Here is a 23,229-nt window from a genome sequence, read left to right on the forward strand (position 1 = left end):
TCTCAGAGGCAAATGAGATTTCGGACATCAACCGACCAGGCAGGAGCAGGTCCCGAGATGACGCAAGAAGTGACCGAACGGGTCGAAGCGCTGTTGCCGACGTTGCGCGAACGCGCACAGGAGGCCGAGGACCTGCGGCGCATCCCCGACGAAAGCATGAAGGCGTTGCAGGAGACCGGCTTCTTCCGGTTGCTCCAGCCCAAGCAGTGGGGCGGTCACGCCGCCGATCCGGTGGTCTTCTACGACACCGTGCGCAAGATCGCCAGTGCGTGCGGGTCCACCGGCTGGGTGGCGGGCATTGTGGGCGTGCACAACTGGCACCTGGCGCTGTTCGCGCAGCAGGCGCAGGAGGACGTCTGGGGCGAGGACACCGAAGTGCGGATCTCCTCCTCCTACGCACCGATGGGCGCCGGCACGGTCGTCGACGGCGGCTACCTGGTCAACGGCGCGTGGGCCTGGTCGTCGGGCTGCGATCACGCCACCTGGGCGGTGCTCGGCGGCCCGGTGATCAAGGACGGCAAGCCGGTGGATTTCGGCAGCTTCCTCATCCCGCGCGACGACTACCGCATCGATGACGTGTGGAACGTCGTCGGCCTGCGCGGCACCGGTTCCAACACCGTCGTGGTGAAGGACGTCTTCGTGCCGTCGCACCGGTTCCTCAGCTTCCGTGCCATGAGCGAGCTGAAGTCGCCCGGCCTGGAACAGAATCCGGACCCGGTCTACAAGATGCCCTGGGGCACCATCCATCCCACCACCATCTCCACCCCGATCGTCGGCATGGCCTACGGGGCCTACGCGGCGCACGTCGAGCACCAGGGCAAGCGGGTGCGCGCGGCCTACGCGGGCGAGAAGGCCAAGGAGGATCCGTTCGCCAAGGTGCGCATCGCGGAGGCGGCCAGCGATATCGACGCCGCGTGGCGGCAGCTGTCGGGCAACGTCGCCGACGAGTACGCGCTGCTGGTGGCGGGCGAGGAGATCCCGTTCGACCTGCGCGTGCGGGCCAGGCGCGACCAGGTGCGCGCGACCGGTCGTTCGATCGCGGCGATCGACAAGTTGTTCGAGAGCTCCGGGGCCACCGCGCTGGCGAACGGCACGCCGTTGCAACGCTTCTGGCGCGACGCGCACGCGGGCCGGGTGCACGCTGCCAACGATCCCGAGCGCGCGTACCTGATGTACGGCACCCACGAGTTCGGCCTGCCCGTCACCGACGGCATGGTCTAGGAGGACGGCGTGACCTCTACCGCGGAACTCACCGCCGAATCGACCTCGCGCTACGCGCAGGTGCGGCCCGACCTGCGGCTGCACTATCACGAAGCGGGCGTGGGCAACGGGCCGACGATCGTCCTGCTGCACGGCGGCGGACCCGGCGCGTCCTCGTGGTCGAACTTCGCGCGCAACATCCCGGTGCTGGCCGAGCACTTCCACGTGATCGCGGTGGACCAGCCCGGCTACGGCCGCTCGGACAAGCCGACCGAGCATCCGCAGTACTTCGTGCACAGCGCCTCGGCCCTCAAGGATCTGCTCGACCACCTGGAGATCACCACGCGGGTGCACCTGCTGGGCAACTCGCTCGGCGGCGGCGCGGCGGTCCGGTTCGCGCTGGACTACCCGGATCGGGCAGGCAAGCTGATCCTGATGGGTCCGGGCGGGTTGAGCACCAATCTGTTCGCGCCCGACCCGACCGAGGGCGTGAAGCTGCTTTCCAAGTTCAATTACGAGCCGACCAGGCAGAACCTGGAGGCATTCCTGCGCATCATGGTCTTCGACCAGTCGCTGATCACCGATGAGTTGATCGACGAGCGGTTCGCCTCGGCGAGCACGCCCGAGGCGCTGGCCGCGACCCGGGCGATGGGCAAGTCGTTCGCGAGCGCGGACTTCGAGAAGGGCATGCTCTGGCGCGACGCCTACAAGCTGCGCCAGCCGGTGTTGCTGATCTGGGGTCGCGAGGACCGGGTCAACCCGCTCGACGGCGCGCTGGTGGCGACCAAGGTGATCCCCAGGGCGCAGTTGCATGTTTTCGGCGGATGCGGACACTGGGCACAGCTGGAGAAGTTCCACGAATTCAACCGGCTCGCGATCGATTTCCTCGCGGGCGTCAAGGAGAAGTGATGGGCATCCGTTCACTGGGATATCTGCGCATCGAGGCGACCGACATGGCCGCCTGGCGGGAGTACGGCCTGAAGGTCCTCGGCATGGTCGAGGGCAAAGGCGCCCACCCCGGCGCGCTGTACTTGCGCATGGACGAGTTCCCGGCCCGGCTGGTGATCGTCCCCGGCGAGAAGGACCGGCTGCAGATCTCGGGCTGGGAAACCGCCAATGCCGAAGAGCTGCAGGACATCCGCAACCGGCTGGACGCGGCGGGCGTGCCCTTCAAGGAGGGCACCGCCGCCGAACTGGCCGATCGCCGGGTGTACGAGCTGATCCGGTTCGACGACCCCTCCGGCAACACCCTGGAGGCGTTCCACGGCGCGGCGCTGGAGCATCGCCGGGTGGTCAGCCCCTACGGGCACAAGTTCGTCACCGAGGAGCAAGGGCTCGGGCACGTGGTGCTCAGCACCAAGGACGACAAGGCGGCGCTGGAGTTCTACCGCGACGTGCTCGGCTTCCGGCTGCGCGACTCGATGCGGCTGCCACCGCAGATGGTCGGGCGCCCGGCCGACGGCGAGCCGGCCTGGCTGCGTTTCTTCGGCTGCAATCCGCGCCACCACTCGCTGGCCTTCCTGCCCATGCCGACGCCGAGCGGCATCGTGCACCTGATGATCGAGGTGGAGAACGCCGACGACGTGGGGCTGGCCTTGGACCGCGCGTTGCGCAAGAAGGTCAAGATGTCGGCGACGCTCGGACGGCACGTCAACGACAAGATGCTCTCCTTCTACATGAAGACTCCGGGCGGATTCGACGTCGAATTCGGTTGTGAGGGCCTGGAAGTGGACGACCACGACTGGATCGCGCGGGAATCCACCGCGGTGAGCCTGTGGGGCCACGACTTCACCGTCGGACAGCGGCAGCAGTGACCGAGAGGGCGAGCGAAACGATGACCGCGGACGGATCCGGGATCGATCCACGGCAGTTCCGGAATGTGCTGGGGCAGTTCTGCACCGGGATCACCGTGATCACCACCTTCGACGGCGATCAGGCCCCGGTCGGCTTCGCCTGCCAGTCGTTCGCCGCCCTCTCCCTCGAACCGCCCCTGGTGCTGTTCTGCCCCACCAAGGCGTCCCGGTCCTGGGCGGCGATCGAGAAAACCGGGCGTTTCTGCGTGAACGTCCTGGCCGAACAGCAGCGCGAACTGTGCGCCCGCTTCGGCTCCCGCGAACCCGACAAGTTCGCCGGCGCGGCGTGGCACACCTCCGACCGCGACCTCCCGGTCCTGGACGAGGCCCTCGCCACCATCGAGTGCACCGTCGACAGCGTGGTGGACGGCGGCGACCACTACATCGTGATCGGCCGGGTCCATGCCCTCTCCGAAACGACCACCACCGGCCGCCCCCTGCTGTTCTACCGCGGCCAGTACACCGCCATCGAACCGGAGAAGACCACCCCGGCCCCCTGGCGCGCCGACTTGGAGCACTTCCTCACGACGACGACGTTGGATACCTGGTTGTAGCTGCGATCCAGTGCAGTTCACGCCTTTCGCCCGCGCCGGGATCGGCAATGGACGCACTGATCGAGGGCAATGGATACAGTAGAGTCATGTCGCTACTAGGCCGTATCACCACGGACTCGGAAATTTGCCACGGTAAGCCCGTGGTGCGGGGTTTGCGGTATCCGGTCGAGATGCTGCTGGAACTGCTCGCCTCGGGGATGCGGCCCGATGAGATCTTGGGCGACTATCCGGAGCTAGAGCATGAGGACATTCTGGCAGCGCTCGAATACGCTGCCGTGGTGACTGCGCAACGGACCACGATCCCCTTCGACGCGGCGTGAAATTCCTGGTCGATGCGCAGCTGCCGCGTCGGCTCGCCACGCTGTTGTCCGAGGCGGGTCACGATGCGGTGCATACTTCCGACTTCCTGCTCGGAAATCGCACTACGGATCATCAGATCGCTATGCGAGCGGATCGAGAAGACCGTGTGGTCGTGACGAAAGACCGCGATTTCTGGGTCAGCCATGTCCTGCGCGGGTCCCCTCGGTCGCTGCTCATCATCGCCACCGGGAACATCACCAACGCGGCGCTGCTCGAGCTGTGCACAACGCATCTTTACGAGATCGTGCCGCTGTTGAAGACGTGCGCCGTAGTGGAAATGGGTCGTGACCGGCTGGTCGGACATACCGACAGCGAAACAGACAGTCAGCGCTGACCGAGCTGACTCGATCCGTGGTAGGGGGGGCCAGGATCGAGGTCGATTACGGTCCGAGTCATGACGCACCCCCGGTAAGCGCTGTCACTTCGACGCCTCCATAGTCCGCGGTGCTCGGCGCCCCGCCGGTCAGTACTTGTAGAAGCCCTCGCCCGTGGCGATGCCGAGCTTGCCCTTGTCGATGTAGTTCTCCTTCAACCACTTGGCCAGCCGTTGGGAGTCCGCGTCCTCGTTGTTGACCAGGATGTTGTACGGCGTGGTCAGACCGATGATGTCGAGGATGCGGAACGGCCCCGCCGGTGCGCCGGTGCCGATCTGCCAGGTCTTGTCCACCGCCTCGGGATCGGCATAGCCGCCCGCCGCCAGGCTCATACCCGCGTTGAGCAACGGCACCAGCAGTGAGTTCAGGACGTAACCGGCCTTCTCCTTGTGGATTTCGATCGGCACCATGCCGATCTTCGAGGCGAAGTCGACCACGGCTCGGTACACGGTCGGGTCGGTGTCGGCCGTGCCCATGATCTCGGCCGTGTTGAAATGCCACACCTGATTCGCGAAATGCAGCGCGAGGAACCGGTCCGGGCGGCCGGTGAAGTCTTTCATGGCGCTGGGCAGCAATGTGGAGGAGTTGGTGGCGAAGATAGTGCGCTCCGGCGCGACCCGGCCGAGCTCCTCATACGTCTGCTGCTTGATGCTCAGCACCTCGGGAATGGCCTCGATGACCAGGTCCGCGTCCTGCACCGCCCGAGCCAGATCGGAACTCAGCGTGATGCCGGCGGCGGTCTGCTCCGCCTTGCCGTCTCCGCCACCGGGCACCTGCTCGCGGTAGACCGCCGCGAGCTTGGCGAGTCGCTCCCTAGCCGCTGCCAGCGCCTTGTCGTCGATGTCGTATGCCGTCACCTCGAAACCGCGGAAGGCGGTCTGAAAGGCGATCTGGGAGCCCAGTACCCCGGTGCCGAGTACGGTCACCTTACCGATATCGATGGTCATTCGTTTCTCCTCTCGACTGTCGCGAAGAAGGCCGCGACGATCTGGGCGACCTCACGATCACCGCCGCCACGGGTTCAACGTACCGGCGCCACCCGCGTGGGGTCTTCGGCGAACAGCGTGTAGCCCCATGTGCTACATTTGGCTACAATGTCGTCATGAAGGTGATCACGCAGCGCGAGTTCCGCAATAATTCAGCGGCGGTGATGAATGCGGTCGAGGCCGGGGAGACCTTCCGCGTCACCCGCAATGGCGTCGAGGTTGCCGAGGTCCGGCCGGTCGGCCGACAGCGCCGCCGTACCGCAGAAGAACTCGTCGAACGGCATCGCAAACTGCCGCGGGTCGACTACACCCGAATGCGACAGGAAGCCGACGACTTCTTCGGAACGGAAGATCGAGTCGGCGACGACGATGCTTGGGGCTCACCTTCATGACCGAGCGGCACGCATCGGGGGTATTGGACACCTGCACCTACATCGACCTGTACGCACTCGATCCTGCTTCTTTGCCGGAGTTACCCGAGATCACGGCGATCACGCTGGCCGAATTGCACCAGGGCGTCGCCATGGCGAAAGACACCGCCACTCGGGCAGCACGATCCGAGCAACTCGGCGCCGCCATCGTGGATTTCGATCCATTGCCCTTCGATGAAGACGCCGCGACACGCTACGGCACCCTGGTAGCACTCACTCTGGCCGCGAAACGTGACCCGCGGCCCCGCCGGATGGGCTTGCTCATCGCGGCGATCGCGTCAGCACGGGGTCTACCTCTGTACACCCGCAACAGCGCAGATTTCCGCGGACTGGAAAGCATGCTCGAGGTCGTCGCGGTGTAGCGCACCAAAGTGCTCAGATGATGAGCACTTCGGGTTGGAGGATGAGGTGTAACGACAGCACCGCATCTTGGGAGGGCCCCGTGGGTCAGTTGGATGAAGCAGGAATCCTGGTTTGCGCCGACATCGCGCAATGGGAGGAGTGGCTCGCAGCCAATCACCACCGGGCGGCCGACGTCTGGTTGAAGATCGCCAAGAAGGGCGCGGCGGGCACGACGATCAGCAACGGCGCGGCGCTCGACGGCGCGCTGTGCTTCGGCTGGATCGACAGTCACCGCCGCGGCCTCGACGCCGACCACTACCTTCAGCGATACTCGCCGCGGCGTTCGAAGAGTCCTTGGTCGCAAGTCAACGTCGCCAAAGCCGAAGCGCTGATCGCCGCCGGACGCATGCGTTCATCCGGGTTCGCCGCCATCGCCGCCGCCCGGTCCGATGGCCGCTGGCAGGCCGCCTACGCGCCCCAGCGCACCGCCACCTGCCCCGGCGATCTGACCGCCGCTCTCACCGAGAACACCCGCGCACGAGCCCGTTTCGACCAACTCGACCGCACTGCGCGGTACGCGGTGTTCCTGCGGCTGATGAAGGCGCGGACGTCCGCCGAGCGCGCCACCCAGCTGCGCCGGATCGTCGCGGAGTTGAGCGGATGACAGTCGCGACACGTGGACATAGATGACGCCGTTCGAAAAAACTCCGCCGACTAGCCCGAGCCACACGCGTACGTTGCCACCGACACACAACTCGGCTTTCTGGGCGGACCGGGCCGCGAACGGTGCTTCCGTTCGCGGCCCGCGTTGTCCGGATGGTCAGGCGGAGACGGTCGCCTTCTCCCGCTGCAATTCCAGCGCGATGTCGATGAGCTGGTCCTCCTGACCGCCGACGAGCTTGCGCTTGCCCGCGCGGACGAGCATTTCGGCGGCCGACACGCCGTAGCGCTCCGCTTGCCGTTCGGCGTGCTTGAGGAAGCTGGAGTAGACGCCCGCGTAACCCATCATCAAGGCCTGACGGTCGAGCAGGCATTCCTGCGGCATGGCGGGGCGGACGACGTCTTCGGCGGCGTCGGCGATGGCGAAGAAATCGATGCCGGTCTTGACGCCCAGCTTGTCGCACACCCCGACCAGCGCCTCCACCGGCGTATTGCCCGCACCCGCGCCGAAACGACGCGCGCTGCCGTCGATCTGGGTGGCGCCCGCGCGGATGGCGTAGACCGAGTTGGCGACGGCCAGATCGAGGTTCTCGTGGCCGTGGAAGCCGACTTGGGCGTCGTCACCGAGTTCGGCGACCACCGCCGCGACCCGGTCGGACACCTGTTCCAGCACAAGCGCTCCGGCGGAATCGACGATGTAGACGCACTGGCATCCGGCGTCGGCCATGATGCGCGCCTGCTTGGCCAGCACCTCCGGCGGCTGAGTGTGCGACATCATCAGGAACCCGACGGTCTCCAGCCCGAGTTCGCGCGCCAGGCCGAAGTGCTGGATCGACACGTCGGCTTCGGTGCAGTGGGTGGCGATGCGGCAGATGGACGCGCCGTTGTCTTGGGAGATCTTGATGTCTTCCTTCACCCCGACGCCCGGCAGCATCAGCACGGCGATCTTCGCCCGCTTCGCCGTCTCGGCCGCGATGGTGACCAGTTCCTGCTCCGGCGTCTTGGAGAAGCCGTAGTTGAACGACGAGCCGCCGAGGCCGTCGCCGTGGGTCACTTCGATGACCGGGACGCCCGCGCCGTCGAGCGCGGCCACGATGTCACGGACCTCGGTGGCGGTGAACTGGTGGCGCTTGTGGTGGGATCCGTCGCGCAGCGAGGTGTCGGTGACGCGGATGTCGAGTTCTGCTGAGTAGGCCATGTCGAAAGCTCCTTACACCCGGGCCGTGACGATCTGTTCGGCGATGACCTCGCCGACCTGCGTCGCGGCGGCGGTCATGATGTCGAGGTTGCCCGCGTACGGGGGCAGGAAGTCGCCCGCGCCCTCCACCTCGACGAACACCGACACCTTGGCCATCCCGCCGGAGACCACCGAGGGCTCGTCGAACTGCGGCTCGTTGAGCAGCCGGTAGCCGGGGACGTACTGCTGGATGTCGGCGACCATCCGGTGGATCGAGTCGGCGACCGCATCGGTGTCGGCGTCGTCGGGGATGGCGCAGAAGATGGTGTCGCGCATGATCATCGGCGGCTCGGCCGGATTCAGGATGATGATGGCCTTGCCGCGCTGCGCTCCGCCGATGGTCTCGACGCCGCGGCTGGTGGTCTTGGTGAACTCATCGATGTTCGCCCGCGTGCCGGGGCCAGCCGAGACCGACGACACCGACGCGACGATCTCCGCGTACGGCACCGGGACGACGCGTGACACCGCGGCCACGATCGGGATCGTCGCCTGGCCGCCGCAGGTGATCATGTTGACGTTCGGCGCGTCGAGATTCGCGCCCAGGTTCACCGGCGGCACGACGGCGGGGCCGACGGCGGCGGGAGTGAGGTCGACGGCGCGGATCCCGGCTTCGGCGTAGCGCGGGGCGGCGGCGCGATGCACATACGCCGAGGTCGCCTCGAAGATCAGATCCGGCAGCTCGGATTGCCCGAGCAGCCAGTCCACGCCCTCGTGCGAGGTTTCCAGCCCCAGTCCACGCGCCCGCTTCAAGCCCTCGCTGTCGGGGTCGATCCCGATCATCCAGCGCGGCTGGATCTTCTCCGAGCGCAGCAGTTTGTAGAGCAGATCGGTGCTGATGTTGCCGGACCCGACGATCGCGGCGGTGACGGTCCCGTTGGACACGACAGCCTCCCTAGGTGAATTGCAGACGGACAGAGCCGAGTCCGGCGAACTCGGCGTGGAACTCCTCGCCCGGACGGGCGTCGATCGCACGGGTGCACGAGCCGGGCAGCACGATGTCACCGGCCTTCAACCGGACGCCGAAGCTCGCGACCTTGCGCGCCAGCCAGGCCACCGCGATCACCGGGTCGCCGAGCACGGCGTCGCTGCGGCCCTCGGCGACCACCTCGCCGTTGCGGGTGAGCACCGCGTCGATGGCCTTGATGTCGATGTCCTCCGGCGCGACGCGCTCGGCGCCGAGCACGAAACCGGCGGAGGACGCGTTGTCGGAGATGGTGTCGGCCAGGCCGATGTTCCAGTCCTTGATCCGCGAGTCGATCAGTTCGATCGCGGGCGCGAAGGCGACCGTGGCGGCGAGCACGTCCGCTTCGGTGCAGTCCGCGCCCGGCAGGTCGGCGCCGAGCACGAACCCGACCTCCACCTCCACCCGGGGAAACAGGTAGCGGCCCGCCTCGACCGGAACGTCTTCGTAGACTTCCATTTCCGCGAGAAGATGCCCGTAGTCGGGTTCGTCCACGCCCATCATCTGCTGCATGGCCTTCGAGGACAGGCCCACTTTGTGCCCGACCACGCGCGCGCCCGCGGCGAGCCTGCGCCGGATGTTGATCAGCTGGATCTCGTAGGCGTCGACCACATCGATGTCGGGGTGGCGGGCGATCAGCGGATCGATCGCGACCCGTTCGCGCTCGGCGCGCTCGAGTTCGTCGGCCAGTTCGGTTCGTACCGCGTCGGACAGCACGCTAGTTTCCTTCCGTTGCTTTTTCGAGCGCCGAGACCTGCTCGCCCGCGGCGGACCGGCCTGCCCTGCGGCCGGAGAAGATGCAGTCCGACAGCGACAGCCCGCTGACGTAGGACCTGGAGCAGACACCGATCGCGGTGCGTCCGGCCGCGAAGAGCCCCGGGATGTCGTCGCCCTCGGCCGTCTTGACCGCGCCGGTGCGCTCGTCCACGACGACGCCGCCGAGGGTGAGCATGGGGCACGGGTTGGTCAGGCTCGGTTTGATGCCCACATCCAACAGCCAGAACGGGCCGGTGCGGACCGGATTGGTGAACTCCCCGGGCTTGCCGACCGGATCGGGGGCTCCGGTCTCGATCGCGGTGTTGTGCGCCTCTACCGTCGCGCGCAGCCCGGCGGGGTCGATGCCCGCCTTCGCGGCGGCCTCTTCCAAGGTGGCGCCGCGAATCGCGGTGCGCCGCATCGTTTCGAACTGCCCGCGCTGGAACCAGGCGCCCTGTTTGCCGATCTGCCCGATCGCGGTGCGCATCAGCGGGTCGTCGGCCAGCAGCCAGCCCTTGCCGTCGTGCTCGGTGATCAGCGCGTGGCCCACCGCGGCGCCGTAGCGCGTCTCGTCGATCACCCGGCGACCGGCGGCGTCCACCAGCAACGCGCCGGTGAAGGAGCTGGGCGGGAGCAGGAAACGCCAGGCGGAGACGTTGTCCATGTGGTCCACCGCCGCGCCGGCCTGCTGGGCCATCAGGATGCCGCTGCCGTCGTCGGCGGTGGTGCCCAGGGCGAGACCACCGTGGAAGGCGGGCGCGTACTGCCGCACCATGTCGCGATTGGCGATGAATCCGCCCGCGCTGAGCACCACCCCGCGCCGCGCGAGAACGCGAATCGTGCTGCCGTAGCGGCGTTCCAGCCGGTCCAGCCGCTGTTCCAGCGCCCGCCGCAGCGGCGGGTAGTAGATGCCAGGCTTGGCCGCGACCTTCGCCATGCGGGTGTAGCGGTCGCGGACCCGGCCGGGCGCGTCACGCAGCGTGTTGCACTCGACGCCGATGACCGCGCCCGCCGCGTCGGTGATCAATCGGGTCACCCGGGTGAGGGTTTCCACCCGGACACCTGCGCGGGACGCCGCGGCGGCGAGCGGTCCGGTGAGCTTCTTGCCCGAGGTGCCCCTGCCCTTCACCCGATGGCCGCGCTGGGCGGCCGGGATGTCCCGGAACGCGCCGGAGATCTCGCTGCCGGAGTAGTAGAGGTAGTAGCGGTCGTTGGGGTAGGAGGTCTTGTATGGGCACAGCGAGGCTTCGAACGGGACGCCGTGCGCCTTCAGCCACTCGATCAGCTGCGGGCTCTCGTCGACGAACTTGCGCAGCGTCTCCGGGGTGACCGCGTCGCCGACCTCGCGCTCGAGGTAGGCGTACATCGCCTCCGGGGTGTCTTCCACTCCCGCCTCCCGCTGCACCGAGGTGCCGCCGCCCGCGTAGATGATGCCACCGGACAGCGCCGACGTCCCACCTCCGGCGAACCGCTCGAGCACGAGCACCTGCGCGCCCGCCGCGGTCGCTTCCAGCGCGGCCGCCGCACCCGCGGCGCCGTATCCGACCACCACAACGTCGGTGGCCAGGTCCCATTCGAGGCCCATGTTCTTAACTCCGGTCTGAAACTGAAACAAGTTTCCTCGACAAACGGAACGTCGAGCAAGTCTTCTGCCACACAACATAGACCAATGGCGCGTCCATTCTATAACGTGTTCTACATGACTGATCGGGAATACGACGTGGTGGTGGTCGGCAGCGGCGCCGCCGGCATGACCGCTGCCCTCACCGCGGCCCACAAAGGCCTGAGCGTGGTGGTCATCGAAAAGGCCGCACACTACGGCGGGTCGACCGCGCGCTCCGGCGGCGGCGTGTGGATCCCGGGCAACAAGGCGCTGCGCGCGTCCGGTCGGCCCGACGACCGCGAGGACGCACGCACCTACCTGCACAGCATCATCGGCGACGTCGTGCCCTCCGAACGGATCGATACCTACATCGATCGCGGCGCCGAAGCGCTGGACTTCGTGCTCGATCACTCGCCGCTGAAGATGACCTGGGTGCCCGGCTACTCCGACTACCATCCGGAGGCGCCGGGCGGGCGGCCCGAGGGTCGCTCGTGCGAGCCCAGGCCCTTCGACACGAAGATCCTGGGTGACGAGCGGTTCAATCTGGAGCCGCCGTACGCGAAGGCTCCGCTGAACGTAGTGGTCATGCAGGCCGACTTCGTCCGGCTCAATCTGATCCGGCGTCATCCGAAGGGCATGCTCCGGGCGATGCGCGTCGGCGCGCGCACCTACTGGGCCAAGTTCACCCGCAAACACATCGTCGGCATGGGGCAGGCCATCATCGCGGGCATGCGCAAGGGGCTCATGGACGCGAACGTGCCGCTGCTGCTGAACACCCCGATGACCGACCTCGTCGTGACCGATGGCGTCGTCACCGGCGTCCACGCGCTGCACGAGGGCGAGCCGGTCACCTTCACCGCACGCTACGGCGTCGTCCTCGGCAGCGGCGGTTTCGAGCACAACGCGGAAATGCGCACCAAATACCAGCGCCAGCCCATCACCACCGAGTGGACCACCGGCGCGGCCGCCAATACCGGCGACGGCATCCAAGCGGGCATGGCGGCGGGCGCGGCCATCGGTTTCATGGAGGACGCTTGGTGGGGGCCGACCATCTTCAAGGGCGGCAAACCGTGGTTCGCGCTGGCCGAACGGAATCTGCCCGGCAGCATCATGGTGAACGCCGACGGCAAGCGATTCGGAAATGAGTCCGCTCCTTACGTCGAGGCGGTGCACACCATGTACGGCGGCGAGTACGGGCAGGGTGAGGGACCGGGCGAGAACATCCCCGCGTGGCTGGTGTTCGACCAGCGCTACCGGAACCGCTACATCTTCGCCGGGCTACAGCCCGGTCAGCGTTTTCCATCCCGGTGGATGGAAAACGACTTCATCGTCAAGGCCGACAGCATCGAGGAATTGGCAGGCAAGATCGGCGTGCCCGCCGACCAGCTGGCCGCGACCGTCACCCGGTTCAACGGTTTCGCCGAGACCGGGAAGGACGAGGATTTCGGCCGTGGCGACAGCCACTACGACCGGTACTACGGCGATCCGACCGTGCGGCCCAACCCGTGCCTGGCCGCGCTGGTGGAGGGTCCGTACTACGCCGCCCAGATCGTGCCGGGCGATCTGGGCACCAAGGGCGGGCTGGTGGCCGACACCGCCGGGCGGGTGCTGCGCGAGGACGGCAGCGCCATCGAGGGGTTGTACGCCTCCGGCAATTGCTCCACACCGGTGATGGGCCACACCTACGCAGGGCCCGGCGCCACCATCGGCCCCGCGATCGCCTTCGGCTACCTCGCCGTGCTGGATATCGTCGAGCGCAAGAAGGACCAGCCCGCCGCCACCGCGGGGGCGTGAGACGAGAACGCGGTACGAGCCACGGCTCGCAGGCGTTGCCCGCCGGAATGCGCTCGGCCCCACCTTGCGATCCATCCACAGGCCGATGCGTAGCCGCTGAACGGTCCCGCGGAACGGACGACGCACTGGCGGGCCGGTGTCCCGGAAGCGCAGGATCGGACCCGGGCGCCGTCGAGTTCCGGCGCGGCCTCGCTCGCGGCGCGGGCGGGCCGGATCCATCCACAATCATGCACAAGGAGAACTGATGCCCATCGACCCGAAGATCGCGCTCGGCGCGCAACTGCCGAGCCGGGAGTTCGCCTGGACCCCCTCGGACGTGCAGCTCTACCAGCTGGGCCTCGGTGCGGGCACGCGCTGGACCGACCCCGCCGAGCTGCGCTATCTCGATGATCGGGAACCGCAGGTGCTGCCGACCTTCGCCACCGTGGCGGCGACGGTGCACGAGACCGAGCCGCCACGGGTGAGCTTTCCCGGCATCGAGATCGACCTGGCGAAGGTGGTGCACGGTCACCAGGAGGTCGAGGTGCACCGGCCGATCCCGGCCGCGGGCAAGGCGACCAAGGTCAGCCGGATCGCCGAGGTCTGGGACAAGGGCTCGGCGGCGGTCATCGTCCAGGAGCACACGGTCACCGGCTCCGACGGAGCGCCGCTGTGGACCGAGCGCTCCTCGATCTTCGCCAAGGGCGAGGGCGGTTTCGGCGGCGAGCGCGGCCCCAGCACCAAGTCGGAATTGCCCGACCGGGCACCGGATTTCGACGTCACCACGCCGACGCTGCCGCAGCAGGCGCTGCTCTACCGGATGTCCGGCGACCGCAACCCGCTGCACTCCGACCCGGAATTCGCTCGCGCGGCCGGGTTTCCCGCGCCCATCCTGCACGGATTGTGCAGCTACGGCATCGTCTGCAAGACCGCGACCGACACCGTGCTCGACTCCGACGCCAGCCGCGTCATCGGATTCCGCGCCCGGTTCGCAGGCGTGCTCTACCCGGGCGAGACGATCCGCACCCGGATCTGGCGCCAGGACGACGTACTCACCATCGCGGCGACCGTTGTAGAACGCGACGACGCACCTGTCCTCGGCGACGTCTCCCTACGGATCCGCCCCGCCTGAGCAGTCTCCCTCGCACGACGGCGCGCCACATGTGGGTGCGCGCGTCCGCGGGGCGTCTTGCGTGGCCGGGCGCTCGTCTCCTGGAAGCATTCCAGCGTTCAGCATCTCGGCCCAGTAGTCGTGTCGAACCCGGTCCCAGAGTCCAGCAAGTCGCGGGTAGCGCTCCCGCGCCTCCGATAGATCCGGCTATCTGCGCCGGTTGTCGCAGCACGGGATATTCGGATCGTTCGCCGACCAGTTCGAACAGATATGGGGCACTGTCACCCCCTACTCGACGACGCAAGGATTCGCCAATGGGCTCACGGCGTGACTACTACCGAGATCCGAACGCGCCACGGCCGAACTCGCTGAAGCCGGGAGCTTCCGCGCTGGTGACCGACGAGGACGGGCGTGTGCTGATGCAACGCCGTGGCGACTCGGGTAATTGGTCTCTCCCCGGTGGAATCATGGAAATAGGCGAGACCCTGCAGGATTGTGCGGTTCGGGAGACTCGCGAAGAGACCGGACTGGACATAGAGATCACCGGCTTGCTCGGTATCTACACCGACCCCGAGCACGTGATCGAACACGCGAACGGAGAGGTCCGGCAAGAGTTCGCAGTGGTCTACTACGGCAGAGTGACCGGTGGGGAAATCTCCGTGTCCGATGAATCGACCTCTGTCGAGTTCCTGCGACTCGAAGAACTCGAGACGCTGCCCGTACACGAGACTGTTCGGCTCCGGTTGCGGCACCACGCCGAACAGCGCACGAGTCCGTATCTGGGGTGACCGCGAAACATCCAGCCGAGAGAGATCACTTTCTACAGCCGCGCGTTCGATGTCGTCGCGAAGCGGCCGCTACGGGGTTCCGATAGTAATCCCGCGAAAAACAACGAAGTTGCCTCGACCAGCGGTGATGGCGGATTCGGGCTGCGGGGCGTCGTGTTTGCTGGGGTTCATGCCGGACAAGGTGGCCGCTGCGCCGCCGGTGGTGGTGGCGCGGTTGGCGGGCGTCAGCCTTCCGGGTGTCCGTCGTAGACGCGGATTTTGTATTCGGTGGTCTCCAGCGCCAGGCCGAGTTCACGGATCTGCCGCGTGATTCGGTCTCGCTGGTCGAGCATGATGCGGCGGCGTTCCGGGACGGTGTTCGGGCCCTGCTCGACGAGCAGGATGTAGCGTTTGAGGTCGGTCATGGTCATGCCGGACAGGCGCATCCGGGTGAGGAAGACGAGGCGGCGCAGGTCGAACGCGGAGTACTCGCGGTACCCGGAGGCGTTGCGAGCGGGCCGCACGAGTCCCTCCTGCTCGTAGTACCGGAGGGTGTGCGTCGACAGCCCGACAAGCCTGGCGGCCGCGGCGATACCCTTGGGCATCGCCGAGGCCTCGATCGTGGCGTCGTCGAGCAGCTCGTGCAGCGCATCGATCGCCGACGAGGATGGCCCGTCGCTGGCAGCGAGGATGCTTTCGATCAGCGCTTCAGTGGCCATGGCCCGCAGCGTACGGCGATCAGAACGCGCGCACCGCGGGCGGCGTGCCCGGGAAGTCCGCCGACTCGCTCACAGACGCCCATTTCTCGACGTCCTCGAGCGCACCACGGTAGACGCGGGTGAGATTGCGAACCGCCTCGGCACCGAGCGGGAGCCGGAGCGGCGCGCCGGGGGTGTCGAGCATGTCGCGGATCACCCGGGCGGCGCGTGCCGGGTCGCCCTCCTGGATGCCGTCGGCCTCGGCCATATTCGCGCGTACGGCACCGATCACTCGATCGTAGATCGAGCTCTGCTGCGCTGTGTTGAGCACGTCGGCGGCGTTGAACGCGGTGCGGAAGCGACTGGGCTCGACGATGAGGACGCGGATGCCGAACGGCGCGACCTCGCCCGCGAGCGCCTCCGACCAGCCCTCGAGCGCGAACTTGCCTGCTGAGTAGCTGCCGACGGCGGGGAACGACATCCGCCCGCCCTGGCTGCTCATCTGCACGATCGCACCCGAGCGACGCTCCCGCAGGTGGGGCAGCACGGCACGCACATAGGCGGCCGGGCCGAACAGGTGCTGCTCGAGCATGGCCCGCAGCTCGGCATCCGTGATCTCTTCGGCAGCACCGACCTGTCCGGCGCCGGCATTGTTGACGAGCACGTCGACGCGCCCGAACACCTCCAGCGCCCGCTGCACGACCGCAGCCGCTCCCGCCGTGTCGCGCACATCGCGCTCGATGGCGAGGAACCGATCCCCGTACCGCGCCTCGAGCCCGTCGAAACGGCCGGCCCGCCGCGCGGTCCCGATCACATGCTCGCCGGCCGCGAGTGCCGCCTCGGCGAGCGCCAGGCCGAGGCCCGAACTCGCACCCGTGATGATCCATGTCTTCGTCTCGCTCGTCGTGGTCATGGCCCCGACGCTAAAGCTTCGAGCGCGCTCGAAGGCAAGCCGCGCGCTCAGGCTCGGGAGGCGACGAGCGGTCCGGCCCGCTTGATCCACTGCGACGATCTCGGTCTCGGCGCGGTGCACGCCGGGGAGCGCGCCGATGCGCTCAGCGAAGTGCCGAGCGTCCTAGACTTCGCCGGACGGCCTTAGTTCCCGGTCGCCGCGCCCCCGTCGGGCCGCGACGCCCTGGATCACCAGGGCGTACAGCACCAGCACGAGCACCGGTGCGGCCAGCGGCGCCCAGGCCAGGCGCAGGGGGACGAGGGCGGCGAGGACGGCGGCCGCGGTGAAGCCGACCGCCCCGGCCACCGACGGGATCGTGGTGGGCACCACGCCGTGCGGCGCGGTCACCGTGGCGGCGTTGAGCAGGTAGGTCGTGGCCACCAATCCCGTTGCGGCGGAGGCGAGCACACCCGCGTCGGCGATGACCAGCACGCCGAGCGCGAGCAGCACCGCGCAGACCGCCAGCGGCCGCAGCCACCAGCCGAGCCCGACGATGACGAGGGCGGGAATGCCGATCCACGGCTCCAGCAGTGCCACCGACGTCGCCAGCAGCACGCCGGAGAGAACGGCGAGGAATTTGGTCATCGGCGCACCCGCACGGTCCTGCGGTGCTCGGGAAGCGCCCGCATGATCTGGTCCAGGCGCGCGTCTTCCGGCCACGCCACGATGTCGACGCCGACGGTGCCCATGTCCCGGTACATGGCCGCGCGCTCGAGCTGCCACATCTTGGCCAGGATCGGGTCGAGGTCGTCCCGGAACGGTGTGCCGCGCAGCACGTCCACCACGACCACCACGTGTCCGCGCTTGCGCAGGTCGATCAGCGCGAGCGCGAACTGGGTGTCCAGCAGCGTGGAGAAGGCCACCACGATCGCACCGAGCGGCACGGCCGCGTGCGGCGCGAGGGTGCCCGTGGTCGGAATGTGCTCGTCGCCGACGTCGAGCACGGTGTCGACGATGCGGTAGAACTGGCGGCGTCCGATGTCCGGCCGCAGCCAGCGCGGCGCCTGGCCCAGGCAGACCACCGCGGTCCGGTCGCCCGCCTGCAAGGTCGACTGCACCACCTGCGCCGCGCCGCGCACCGACAGCTCCAGCGAGTCGGTGGCCGGTCCCGGCGCCTGCTGTGAGGTGTCCACCAGCACCACGACGTCCGCGGAACGGTTGGTCAGCCGCTCGGTGACATACAGCCGCCCGCGCCGCGCACTCACCGGCCAGTTCACGATGCGCAACTGATCGCCGGGTGCGTAGGCGCGGATGTCGGCGTACTCGACGCCGGGCCCGTGCCTGCGGGTCAGGTGGGTGCCGAGCCGCTCGGGAAGTTCGGTGCGCGGCAGACGCATCCGCTGCGGATCGGTGATCGGATAGACGAACAGCTGGCCCGCGGGCAGTACGACGGTGGCGACCGCGAGCCCGGCCGGGCTCAGCGCCGAGACCCGCACCGACACCGGGTAGCGCCCCCATCTGCTCGCCGAGAGCGCGAGCCGCAACCCGGCCGGGGCGATTCCGGAATCGCTGGCCTCCTCGACCTGCATCGCCAGCCCGGTGGAACCCTGCGGTTTCAGGCGCAGCAGCGCGTGCCCCTTCTCGACGAAGGCGGCGACGGTGAGCAGCACTTCCTCGGTCTCGAAACAGCGCAGCGTGCCGCCGCCGTCGACCTGGATCCTCGTCGAGGACTGCTGAAACCGCGCGGTGGCCAGCACGCCGAGCAGCGGCGCGGCGAACACGAGCAGCTGCCATCTGCCGAGGACCACCGCGAGCACCAAAGCCACCGCCGCGCACCCGGCGAGCATGAAGACCAGCGGTGCGGGCCGCCACCGCAATTCGGCGTCGACCGCGGAGCTGGCGTCGCGGTGCCTCATGTCACGGTGGCGCGCGGGACCGGCAGACGGCGCAGCAGTTCGGTGATCACGTCCTCGCCGCGGATGCGGCGCACCCACATCTCCGGCCGCAGCGTGATCCGATGCGCCATGGCCGGGATCGCCAGCGCCTTCACGTCCTCGGGGATCACGTAGTCGCGGCCGAGCAGCAACGCGCGCGCCCGGGACATCTGCACCAGATCGAGTTCCGCGCGCGGACTCGCGCCGACTTCGACCTGCGGGTGCCCCCTGGTGGCCGAGGCCAGCGCGACGACATAGCTCACCACGTCGGGGTGCACGGTCACGTATTCGACCGATTGCCGCATCTCCAGCAGTCCGTTCGCGTCCACGACCTGGTTGACCTGCGGCTGCTGTGAGCCGCGCTCCAGCCTGCGGCGGATCATCCGGGTCTCGTCCTGCTCGGACAGATACCCCAGCCGCAGCTGGATGGCGAACCGGTCGAGCTGGGCTTCCGGCAGCGGATAGGTGCCCTCGTACTCGATCGGGTTGTCGGTGGCCAGCACGACGAACGGTTGCGGCAGCAGGAACGTCTCGCCGTCGATGCTGACCTGTCCCTCGGCCATCGCCTCCAGCAGCGCGGCCTGCGTCTTGGGCGGGGTGCGGTTCACCTCGTCGGCCAGCAGCAGATTGGTGAACACCGGCCCGCGGCGGAAGGTGAACCGGCCGGTGGACATGTCGTAGATCGTCGACCCCAGCAGGTCGGCGGGCAGCAGGTCGGGGGTGAACTGTACGCGGTTGAATTGCAGCCCGAGCGCGGCCGCGAACGATCTCGCGATGAGCGTCTTTCCGAGGCCGGGTAAGTCCTCGATCAGCACGTGCCCACCGGACAGCACGGCGATCATGATCAACTGCAACTCGTCCTGCTTGCCGACCACGACCCGGGACAGTTCCCGGAGCACGGCCTCGCTGCGCTGGATGGTCGCGTCCATCGGCATGGTCATTTGTGTACCCGCACTTGCCTCAACCCATTTCACATTCTCTGCAGGCGGCTCAGGATCTCGTCCAGCGCCGCACGTCCCGGTGCCCTGCTGGTCTGATCACGAAGGGCCGAATTGGCCGGATCCACCCAGCGCCACAATTCGGGCCCGAACTGGTGGATTCCCGCGGCCTCGACCGCTCGGCGGTTCTTCGCCACTCGCTGGCCGCTGGAGAGTTCGAACTCCTTGGCCAGCAGCGGACGCAGGTGCCGGTCCCAATCGGCACGCGTACCGTCCGCGCGGTCGGCGAGCATCTGCACCCTGGCGTGCCAGCGTTGCAGCATCTCCGCCGGACCGTTCTCCATATCCTCGACCTCGTCGTCCCCTGCCTCCGAGCGCTCGAACAGCGACCAGATCAGCCAGCCCAGCGCCACCGCTACCGGGATCCCGGCGACGATCAGCAACAGCCCACGGGCGCGCTCGACGGCGACCAGCTCGATCCCCACGACCACGATCACGCCGGTGATCACCACCCCCATCCGGTTCACGGAACGTCCTTTCTCGCCCGGCCGGTCACGCGGGCACCTCCCCTTGCAGGTCGGCGAGCACGATGCGCAGCAACTGCTCGGCCCGCATGCGCTGCCATTCGAGCATGGCGTGCGGGCTGAACCTGGCCTCCTCGAACAGGGCGACCAGCTCGCGGGCGGACGCGTCGTGCAGCGCGCCGCGTTCGAACGCGCGGGCCAGCACTTCCATCGGGGTATCCGAGGCGAGCGGAGCGGCGGAGCGATCGAAGGCCAAACCGCGCTCCATCGCGACGTAGCAGGCGATGATCGCGGTGCGCGGGTCCTGGCCCGGGGCGTTCATCGCGGCCAGGCCCATCTCCGCCGCGCGTGCCAGCGAGTCCGCCACGGTGGGCGCCGCCGGAGCCGCGGGCGCGGCCGTGGGCGCGGGCTTGCGCCGCGACGACACCGCGACCACGACCAAACCGCTCATCGCCACCGTCACCAACCCCGCTGCCGCGATTCCGGCCAGCACCAGCGCCGTCCCGGTCAGCTCCGCCGACCTCGGGTCGTATTCGGTGGGCGGCGCCGAGGTCCCCGGCTCCGGGGCGGCGCCCGTGGTGGTGGCCGGCGCCGCCGGGCGCGCGGGCTCGCTCGGCCCGCTCGCGCCGATGAAGTAGATCGCCGACGCCGCCGCGAGCAGCACCCCCAGCAGCGCGAGCGCGCCTAGCACCACCAGGCCGGTCCGCCCCAGACGCCACTGCCTGCGCTCGTCCTCCCGTTCCGGCTCGGGCATGGCCAGCGGCAACCGGTGCTGACTGGCGATCACCCCCGCCAACAGGATCACGATCGACACGCTCAGGAGCACCGGCATGAGCGCGACCGACAAGGCGGACGGCACGTGCCTGCGCGGCCCGACTTCGGTAATTCCTGGGATGTATCCGTGCAGAGCGATGGCGGCAAAAGCCAGCAGCGTGATCAGGACGATCACGCGCGATATCGGCGCTCGCGCCCGGGCCACTGGCTACCACCAAATCTGAGTACTGCACAAAACAGCCACATAGTTACATGCCGGGCGGTCCGCTCGGGATGGAATGGAATACTTCGGAGTCCCTCCTCTTAAACCGCACCTGTGTGGGGACCCGGCAGGCCCTCCGGAGCGGCGGCGACTACCGGGCGATTTCGGTCGAAGACTGGGACAATTCACAAAGCCGGCTCGCCAAACGTGAGATATCCGGCACTTCCCGGACGTCCCGCACCAGCTCATCGAGCACCGAAGCCGCGACGACGACGAGTTCGCGATCGGTGTCGTAGAGAACGTCGACGAGGTTCACGAAACGCATCGACCAGGCGGGCGGAACTTCGCGCAGCGGGGGTACATCTCGTATTTCCCAGTGCGGAAATCGTTGGGCCAGCACCACATAATCCGCCGCGGATGTTGGGACACCACACAATTCGGCGAAGTCGATGACGAGAGCACCGCCGTCTACGGCAATGGCGCGCAATCTCCGCGTGCCGATGGAAATCTCGACCGGTGATTCATCACCGCGTTGTGCCGCATCGCGTTTCCAGACGCCAGTGGTCGCCGCCGAGAGCGTATTCCGAGCCGCCGGATCCACGAGATATCGACCGGCGGCGAATCCGGTGCGGGAGCCACGGAAGCCCGAGGAGCGATAGTCGATCGCGCCGTCGACGGCCACCACGTCCATGCTCGCGCAAATCCGCTCGATCGTCGGCACGAACCGGTTGTGGAAGAGCGGATTCGGCAACAGCTCGCCCGGCGGATAGTTCGAGGTCACCACCAGTGCGATACGGCGGGCGAACAGCGCGTCGAGCAGTCGCGCGATCAGCATCGCGTCGCCGATGTCGTGCACGTGGAATTCGTCGAAGCAGACCAGCAAGGCATCGCCGAGCAGCGCGTCCACCGCGGCGTCGATCGAGCCGGACGTGTGCGCCGCGGCATGCAGACCAGCGAAGAACTGGTGAAAGTGATAGCGCCGCTTACGTTCCGAAGCGACCTCGGCGAAGAACCGATTCATCAGCATGGTCTTGCCGCGACCGGGTCTGCCATGGAGATAGACGCCGCGGCGGCGCCGGGCCGGCCGGCCGCGCCGATCCACCAGTTCGCGTAACCGCGCCGCCGCCCGCGCCTGATCGGAATCCCACTGGATGTTCTCGGGTTCCATGACACCTCCTCGTCCTCTACATTTGTAGAGGACGAGGCCGCTCCGCGGCAGGAAGGGTGATCATGTCCACAGGCGACCGGCGCGCGCTCCTCGTCGACACGGCTATCGAACTGATCGCGGCGAGGGGCCTGCGCGCGCTCACGCACCGCGCGCTGGACGCGGAGCTGGGCCTGCCCGCCGGGTCGGCTTCCTACTACTTCCGCAGCAAACGCGCGCTCATCGAAGCCATCGTGGACCGGATCACCACCCGATCCCGCGACGATTTCGCCGCGGCCGCACTCGCGCCGACCGGTGCCATGGCGCCGGAAGCGATCGCCGTGGCCATCGCCTCTTGGCTGGACCGGCTACTGGCCGAACGGCGCGCGCACCTGATCGCCCGGCACGCTCTGCTCATCGATTTGCTGGACGATCGCGACCTGCATCCCCGGCTCGTACGCAGCCTGTTCTCCACCGACCGGGCCCGAGACCTGTTCCGCGCGATAGGTGCGGCGGACCCGGAGACCCGGGCGGACGACTTCGTCGCCGTCGTCGAGGGAGCCGTCTTCGACCGCTTCGCGGGCCACCGCACCGCCCTGCGCCCGGACACACCGGAAAGCGTGCGGCAGCTCGCCCGCATCCTCGCCGCGCACCTGCGCGCGTGACCGCCGCCGCTCAGCGCGGCCAGCCCCGCTGACTGTAGGTCTCGCCGGTGAGGTAGCCGCGGATACCGGCGGCCGGATACGGGATGAGATTCTCCGGCAGCTTCGCGAGCGGAAACCACCGCAGTTCGTAGGACTTGTCGGGCTCGCGGTTGGCCGGCTCTCCCGCCCAGCGGCGAGTCTCGAAGAACAACCCGATCCGGGCTTCTCGCCCGGTATCGACGACATGCGCGGAATGGACGTGCCGCAGATCCGCCGGGTCGATCAGCACGCCGACCTCCTCGCCCGCCTCGCGGACCGCCGCGGCGAGCGCCGACTCCCCCGCCTCCAACTTCCCGGCGGGCAGGTGCCACAACCCGTCGAACTCGTCCGCGCTGCGTCGCCTGCTCAGCAACAACTCCGCGCCGCGCAGCAACAGCACATGCACATCCACTACATGCCGGACCACCACCGGCCCCAACCTACGCGCCGCCGCGATTCACCCGAGGCGTAC

27 protein-coding genes are annotated in these 23,229 nt (G+C 68.1%); 13 read left to right on the top strand and 14 right to left on the bottom strand.

Annotation, left to right across the window (positions count from 1 at the left end; all coding sequences use genetic code 11):
- The first annotated feature begins 57 nt into the window (after positions 1-57).
- The 6 genes from hsaA to ACZ6DL_RS13925 are packed head-to-tail and all read left to right on the top strand — an operon-like array spanning position 58 to position 4,301.
- The gene (gene hsaA, locus ACZ6DL_RS13900; RefSeq protein ID WP_063049346.1) at positions 58-1,221 is read left to right on the top strand and encodes a 3-hydroxy-9,10-secoandrosta-1,3,5(10)-triene-9,17-dione monooxygenase oxygenase subunit; all 1,164 of its coding nucleotides are present in this window, start codon (positions 58-60) and stop codon (positions 1,219-1,221) included.
- A 9-nt stretch (positions 1,222-1,230) separates the two neighbouring features.
- On the top strand, positions 1,231-2,109 hold the full coding sequence (hsaD, locus tag ACZ6DL_RS13905; RefSeq protein ID WP_466051082.1) for a 4,5:9,10-diseco-3-hydroxy-5,9,17-trioxoandrosta-1(10),2-diene-4-oate hydrolase: 879 nt from the start codon (positions 1,231-1,233) through the stop codon (positions 2,107-2,109).
- Positions 2,109-3,014: an iron-dependent extradiol dioxygenase HsaC gene (hsaC, locus tag ACZ6DL_RS13910; RefSeq protein WP_357119877.1), complete on the top strand. Its 906-nt coding sequence runs from the start codon at positions 2,109-2,111 to the stop codon at positions 3,012-3,014. Before hsaD ends, hsaC begins: the two co-directional genes overlap by 1 nt.
- Before the next feature lie 20 nt (positions 3,015-3,034).
- Positions 3,035-3,607 carry a 3-hydroxy-9,10-secoandrosta-1,3,5(10)-triene-9,17-dione monooxygenase reductase subunit gene (gene hsaB / locus ACZ6DL_RS13915; RefSeq protein WP_466051084.1) on the top strand — a complete coding sequence of 191 codons (573 nt, stop codon included), beginning with the start codon at positions 3,035-3,037 and terminating at the stop codon, positions 3,605-3,607.
- Positions 3,608-3,654: 47 nt separating this feature from the next.
- Positions 3,655-3,927, top strand: a complete 273-nt coding sequence (locus tag ACZ6DL_RS13920; protein WP_466051086.1) for a DUF433 domain-containing protein — start codon at positions 3,655-3,657, stop codon at positions 3,925-3,927.
- Positions 3,924-4,301, top strand: a complete 378-nt coding sequence (locus tag ACZ6DL_RS13925) for a DUF5615 family PIN-like protein (RefSeq protein WP_466051088.1) — start codon at positions 3,924-3,926, stop codon at positions 4,299-4,301. The genes ACZ6DL_RS13920 and ACZ6DL_RS13925 overlap by 4 nt, the downstream gene beginning before the upstream one ends.
- Positions 4,302-4,430: 129 nt before the next feature.
- Here the strand turns inward: ACZ6DL_RS13925 and ACZ6DL_RS13930 are convergent, their stop codons facing one another.
- Positions 4,431-5,288 (bottom strand): 3-hydroxyacyl-CoA dehydrogenase, encoded by an 858-nt coding sequence (locus ACZ6DL_RS13930; RefSeq protein ID WP_466051090.1) that lies wholly within the window; start codon positions 5,286-5,288, stop codon positions 4,431-4,433.
- A 155-nt stretch (positions 5,289-5,443) separates the two neighbouring features.
- Here ACZ6DL_RS13930 and ACZ6DL_RS13935 point away from each other — a divergent pair, with 155 nt between their 5' ends.
- The 3 genes from ACZ6DL_RS13935 to ACZ6DL_RS13945 all read left to right on the top strand — a co-directional run bounded on the left by ACZ6DL_RS13935 (position 5,444) and on the right by ACZ6DL_RS13945 (position 6,764).
- The gene (locus ACZ6DL_RS13935; RefSeq protein ID WP_396980739.1) at positions 5,444-5,719 is read left to right on the top strand and encodes a type II toxin-antitoxin system Phd/YefM family antitoxin; all 276 of its coding nucleotides are present in this window, start codon (positions 5,444-5,446) and stop codon (positions 5,717-5,719) included.
- Positions 5,716-6,120 (top strand): hypothetical protein, encoded by a 405-nt coding sequence (locus tag ACZ6DL_RS13940; protein ID WP_466051092.1) that lies wholly within the window; start codon positions 5,716-5,718, stop codon positions 6,118-6,120. The genes ACZ6DL_RS13935 and ACZ6DL_RS13940 overlap by 4 nt, the downstream gene beginning before the upstream one ends.
- An 80-nt stretch (positions 6,121-6,200) precedes the next feature.
- A complete protein-coding gene (locus tag ACZ6DL_RS13945; protein WP_466051094.1) occupies positions 6,201-6,764 on the top strand; it encodes a YdeI/OmpD-associated family protein in 564 nt (187 codons plus the stop codon).
- Positions 6,765-6,920: 156 nt separating this feature from the next.
- On the opposite strand, the gene dmpG is transcribed toward ACZ6DL_RS13945, so the two are convergent.
- Genes dmpG through ACZ6DL_RS13965 form a run of 4 tightly spaced genes read right to left on the bottom strand, consistent with a single transcriptional unit; the run spans position 6,921 to position 11,299 of the window.
- Complete coding sequence (gene dmpG, locus ACZ6DL_RS13950; RefSeq protein WP_466051096.1) at positions 6,921-7,958, bottom strand: 4-hydroxy-2-oxovalerate aldolase; 1,038 nt, start codon at positions 7,956-7,958, stop codon at positions 6,921-6,923.
- Between the two features lie 12 nt (positions 7,959-7,970).
- Entirely contained in the window at positions 7,971-8,879 is a 909-nt protein-coding gene (locus ACZ6DL_RS13955; RefSeq protein WP_357038259.1) for an acetaldehyde dehydrogenase (acetylating), read from the bottom strand.
- 10 nt (positions 8,880-8,889) lie between these two features.
- Positions 8,890-9,675 (bottom strand): 2-keto-4-pentenoate hydratase, encoded by a 786-nt coding sequence (locus tag ACZ6DL_RS13960; RefSeq protein ID WP_466051098.1) that lies wholly within the window; start codon positions 9,673-9,675, stop codon positions 8,890-8,892.
- A gap of 1 nt (position 9,676) precedes the next feature.
- Positions 9,677-11,299, bottom strand: a complete 1,623-nt coding sequence (locus ACZ6DL_RS13965) for an FAD-binding protein (protein ID WP_466051100.1) — start codon at positions 11,297-11,299, stop codon at positions 9,677-9,679.
- Positions 11,300-11,404: 105 nt separating this feature from the next.
- Between ACZ6DL_RS13965 and kstD the strand changes: the two genes are divergently transcribed.
- The 3 genes from kstD to ACZ6DL_RS13980 all read left to right on the top strand — a co-directional run bounded on the left by kstD (position 11,405) and on the right by ACZ6DL_RS13980 (position 14,989).
- On the top strand, positions 11,405-13,111 hold the full coding sequence (gene kstD / locus ACZ6DL_RS13970; RefSeq protein ID WP_466051102.1) for a 3-oxosteroid 1-dehydrogenase: 1,707 nt from the start codon (positions 11,405-11,407) through the stop codon (positions 13,109-13,111).
- A 244-nt stretch (positions 13,112-13,355) separates the two neighbouring features.
- Positions 13,356-14,222 carry a MaoC family dehydratase gene (locus ACZ6DL_RS13975; RefSeq protein WP_391464658.1) on the top strand — a complete coding sequence of 289 codons (867 nt, stop codon included), beginning with the start codon at positions 13,356-13,358 and terminating at the stop codon, positions 14,220-14,222.
- Between the two features lie 293 nt (positions 14,223-14,515).
- On the top strand, positions 14,516-14,989 hold the full coding sequence (locus tag ACZ6DL_RS13980) for an NUDIX domain-containing protein (protein WP_466051104.1): 474 nt from the start codon (positions 14,516-14,518) through the stop codon (positions 14,987-14,989).
- Between the two features lie 224 nt (positions 14,990-15,213).
- Here ACZ6DL_RS13980 and ACZ6DL_RS13985 read toward each other — a convergent pair whose 3' ends face one another.
- The 8 genes from ACZ6DL_RS13985 to zapE all read right to left on the bottom strand — a co-directional run bounded on the left by ACZ6DL_RS13985 (position 15,214) and on the right by zapE (position 22,098).
- On the bottom strand, positions 15,214-15,687 hold the full coding sequence (locus ACZ6DL_RS13985) for a MerR family transcriptional regulator (protein WP_466051106.1): 474 nt from the start codon (positions 15,685-15,687) through the stop codon (positions 15,214-15,216).
- A 19-nt stretch (positions 15,688-15,706) separates the two neighbouring features.
- Positions 15,707-16,579: an SDR family NAD(P)-dependent oxidoreductase gene (locus ACZ6DL_RS13990; protein ID WP_466051309.1), complete on the bottom strand. Its 873-nt coding sequence runs from the start codon at positions 16,577-16,579 to the stop codon at positions 15,707-15,709.
- Positions 16,580-16,741: 162 nt separating this feature from the next.
- The gene (locus ACZ6DL_RS13995) at positions 16,742-17,203 is read right to left on the bottom strand and encodes a hypothetical protein (protein ID WP_466051108.1); all 462 of its coding nucleotides are present in this window, start codon (positions 17,201-17,203) and stop codon (positions 16,742-16,744) included.
- Entirely contained in the window at positions 17,200-18,474 is a 1,275-nt protein-coding gene (locus ACZ6DL_RS14000) for a DUF58 domain-containing protein (RefSeq protein WP_466051110.1), read from the bottom strand. Before ACZ6DL_RS14000 ends, ACZ6DL_RS13995 begins: the two co-directional genes overlap by 4 nt.
- On the bottom strand, positions 18,471-19,433 hold the full coding sequence (locus tag ACZ6DL_RS14005) for an AAA family ATPase (RefSeq protein WP_466051112.1): 963 nt from the start codon (positions 19,431-19,433) through the stop codon (positions 18,471-18,473). Before ACZ6DL_RS14005 ends, ACZ6DL_RS14000 begins: the two co-directional genes overlap by 4 nt.
- Positions 19,434-19,462: 29 nt before the next feature.
- The gene (locus tag ACZ6DL_RS14010) at positions 19,463-19,948 is read right to left on the bottom strand and encodes a hypothetical protein (RefSeq protein ID WP_466051311.1); all 486 of its coding nucleotides are present in this window, start codon (positions 19,946-19,948) and stop codon (positions 19,463-19,465) included.
- A 34-nt stretch (positions 19,949-19,982) separates the two neighbouring features.
- Positions 19,983-20,903: a DUF4129 domain-containing protein gene (locus ACZ6DL_RS14015; RefSeq protein ID WP_466051114.1), complete on the bottom strand. Its 921-nt coding sequence runs from the start codon at positions 20,901-20,903 to the stop codon at positions 19,983-19,985.
- Between the two features lie 178 nt (positions 20,904-21,081).
- Positions 21,082-22,098: a cell division protein ZapE gene (gene zapE / locus ACZ6DL_RS14020; RefSeq protein ID WP_466051116.1), complete on the bottom strand. Its 1,017-nt coding sequence runs from the start codon at positions 22,096-22,098 to the stop codon at positions 21,082-21,084.
- 62 nt (positions 22,099-22,160) lie between these two features.
- Here zapE and ACZ6DL_RS14025 point away from each other — a divergent pair, with 62 nt between their 5' ends.
- On the top strand, positions 22,161-22,739 hold the full coding sequence (locus ACZ6DL_RS14025) for a TetR/AcrR family transcriptional regulator (RefSeq protein WP_466051118.1): 579 nt from the start codon (positions 22,161-22,163) through the stop codon (positions 22,737-22,739).
- Positions 22,740-22,749: 10 nt separating this feature from the next.
- Here the strand turns inward: ACZ6DL_RS14025 and ACZ6DL_RS14030 are convergent, their stop codons facing one another.
- The gene (locus tag ACZ6DL_RS14030; protein ID WP_466051120.1) at positions 22,750-23,187 is read right to left on the bottom strand and encodes an NUDIX hydrolase; all 438 of its coding nucleotides are present in this window, start codon (positions 23,185-23,187) and stop codon (positions 22,750-22,752) included.
- Positions 23,188-23,229: the final 42 nt, after the last annotated feature.

This window comes from Nocardia sp. NPDC041819 (assembly GCF_055590505.1).

Excerpts from the sequence above, each read along its gene's own strand:
- ACZ6DL_RS13920 (WP_466051086.1), top strand. The coding sequence starts at position 3,655 with ATGGACGCACTGATCGAGGGCAATGGATACAGTAGAGTCATGTCGCTA.
- hsaC (WP_357119877.1), top strand. The coding sequence starts at position 2,109 with ATGGGCATCCGTTCACTGGGATATCTGCGCATCGAGGCGACCGACATG.
- hsaB (WP_466051084.1), top strand. The coding sequence starts at position 3,035 with ATGACCGCGGACGGATCCGGGATCGATCCACGGCAGTTCCGGAATGTG.
- hsaA (WP_063049346.1), top strand. The coding sequence starts at position 58 with ATGACGCAAGAAGTGACCGAACGGGTCGAAGCGCTGTTGCCGACGTTG.
- dmpG (WP_466051096.1), bottom strand. The coding sequence starts at position 7,958 with ATGGCCTACTCAGCAGAACTCGACATCCGCGTCACCGACACCTCGCTG.
- ACZ6DL_RS13985 (WP_466051106.1), bottom strand. The coding sequence starts at position 15,687 with ATGGCCACTGAAGCGCTGATCGAAAGCATCCTCGCTGCCAGCGACGGG.
- ACZ6DL_RS14000 (WP_466051110.1), bottom strand. The coding sequence starts at position 18,474 with ATGAGGCACCGCGACGCCAGCTCCGCGGTCGACGCCGAATTGCGGTGG.
- ACZ6DL_RS14025 (WP_466051118.1), top strand. The coding sequence starts at position 22,161 with ATGTCCACAGGCGACCGGCGCGCGCTCCTCGTCGACACGGCTATCGAA.
- ACZ6DL_RS13975 (WP_391464658.1), top strand. The coding sequence starts at position 13,356 with ATGCCCATCGACCCGAAGATCGCGCTCGGCGCGCAACTGCCGAGCCGG.
- zapE (WP_466051116.1), bottom strand. The coding sequence starts at position 22,098 with ATGGAACCCGAGAACATCCAGTGGGATTCCGATCAGGCGCGGGCGGCG.
- ACZ6DL_RS13990 (WP_466051309.1), bottom strand. The coding sequence starts at position 16,579 with ATGACCACGACGAGCGAGACGAAGACATGGATCATCACGGGTGCGAGT.
- ACZ6DL_RS13930 (WP_466051090.1), bottom strand. The coding sequence starts at position 5,288 with ATGACCATCGATATCGGTAAGGTGACCGTACTCGGCACCGGGGTACTG.
- ACZ6DL_RS13980 (WP_466051104.1), top strand. The coding sequence starts at position 14,516 with ATGGGCTCACGGCGTGACTACTACCGAGATCCGAACGCGCCACGGCCG.
- ACZ6DL_RS13940 (WP_466051092.1), top strand. The coding sequence starts at position 5,716 with ATGACCGAGCGGCACGCATCGGGGGTATTGGACACCTGCACCTACATC.
- ACZ6DL_RS13995 (WP_466051108.1), bottom strand. The coding sequence starts at position 17,203 with ATGACCAAATTCCTCGCCGTTCTCTCCGGCGTGCTGCTGGCGACGTCG.
- ACZ6DL_RS13965 (WP_466051100.1), bottom strand. The coding sequence starts at position 11,299 with ATGGGCCTCGAATGGGACCTGGCCACCGACGTTGTGGTGGTCGGATAC.
- ACZ6DL_RS13935 (WP_396980739.1), top strand. The coding sequence starts at position 5,444 with ATGAAGGTGATCACGCAGCGCGAGTTCCGCAATAATTCAGCGGCGGTG.
- ACZ6DL_RS14010 (WP_466051311.1), bottom strand. The coding sequence starts at position 19,948 with ATGGGGGTGGTGATCACCGGCGTGATCGTGGTCGTGGGGATCGAGCTG.
- ACZ6DL_RS14005 (WP_466051112.1), bottom strand. The coding sequence starts at position 19,433 with ATGACCATGCCGATGGACGCGACCATCCAGCGCAGCGAGGCCGTGCTC.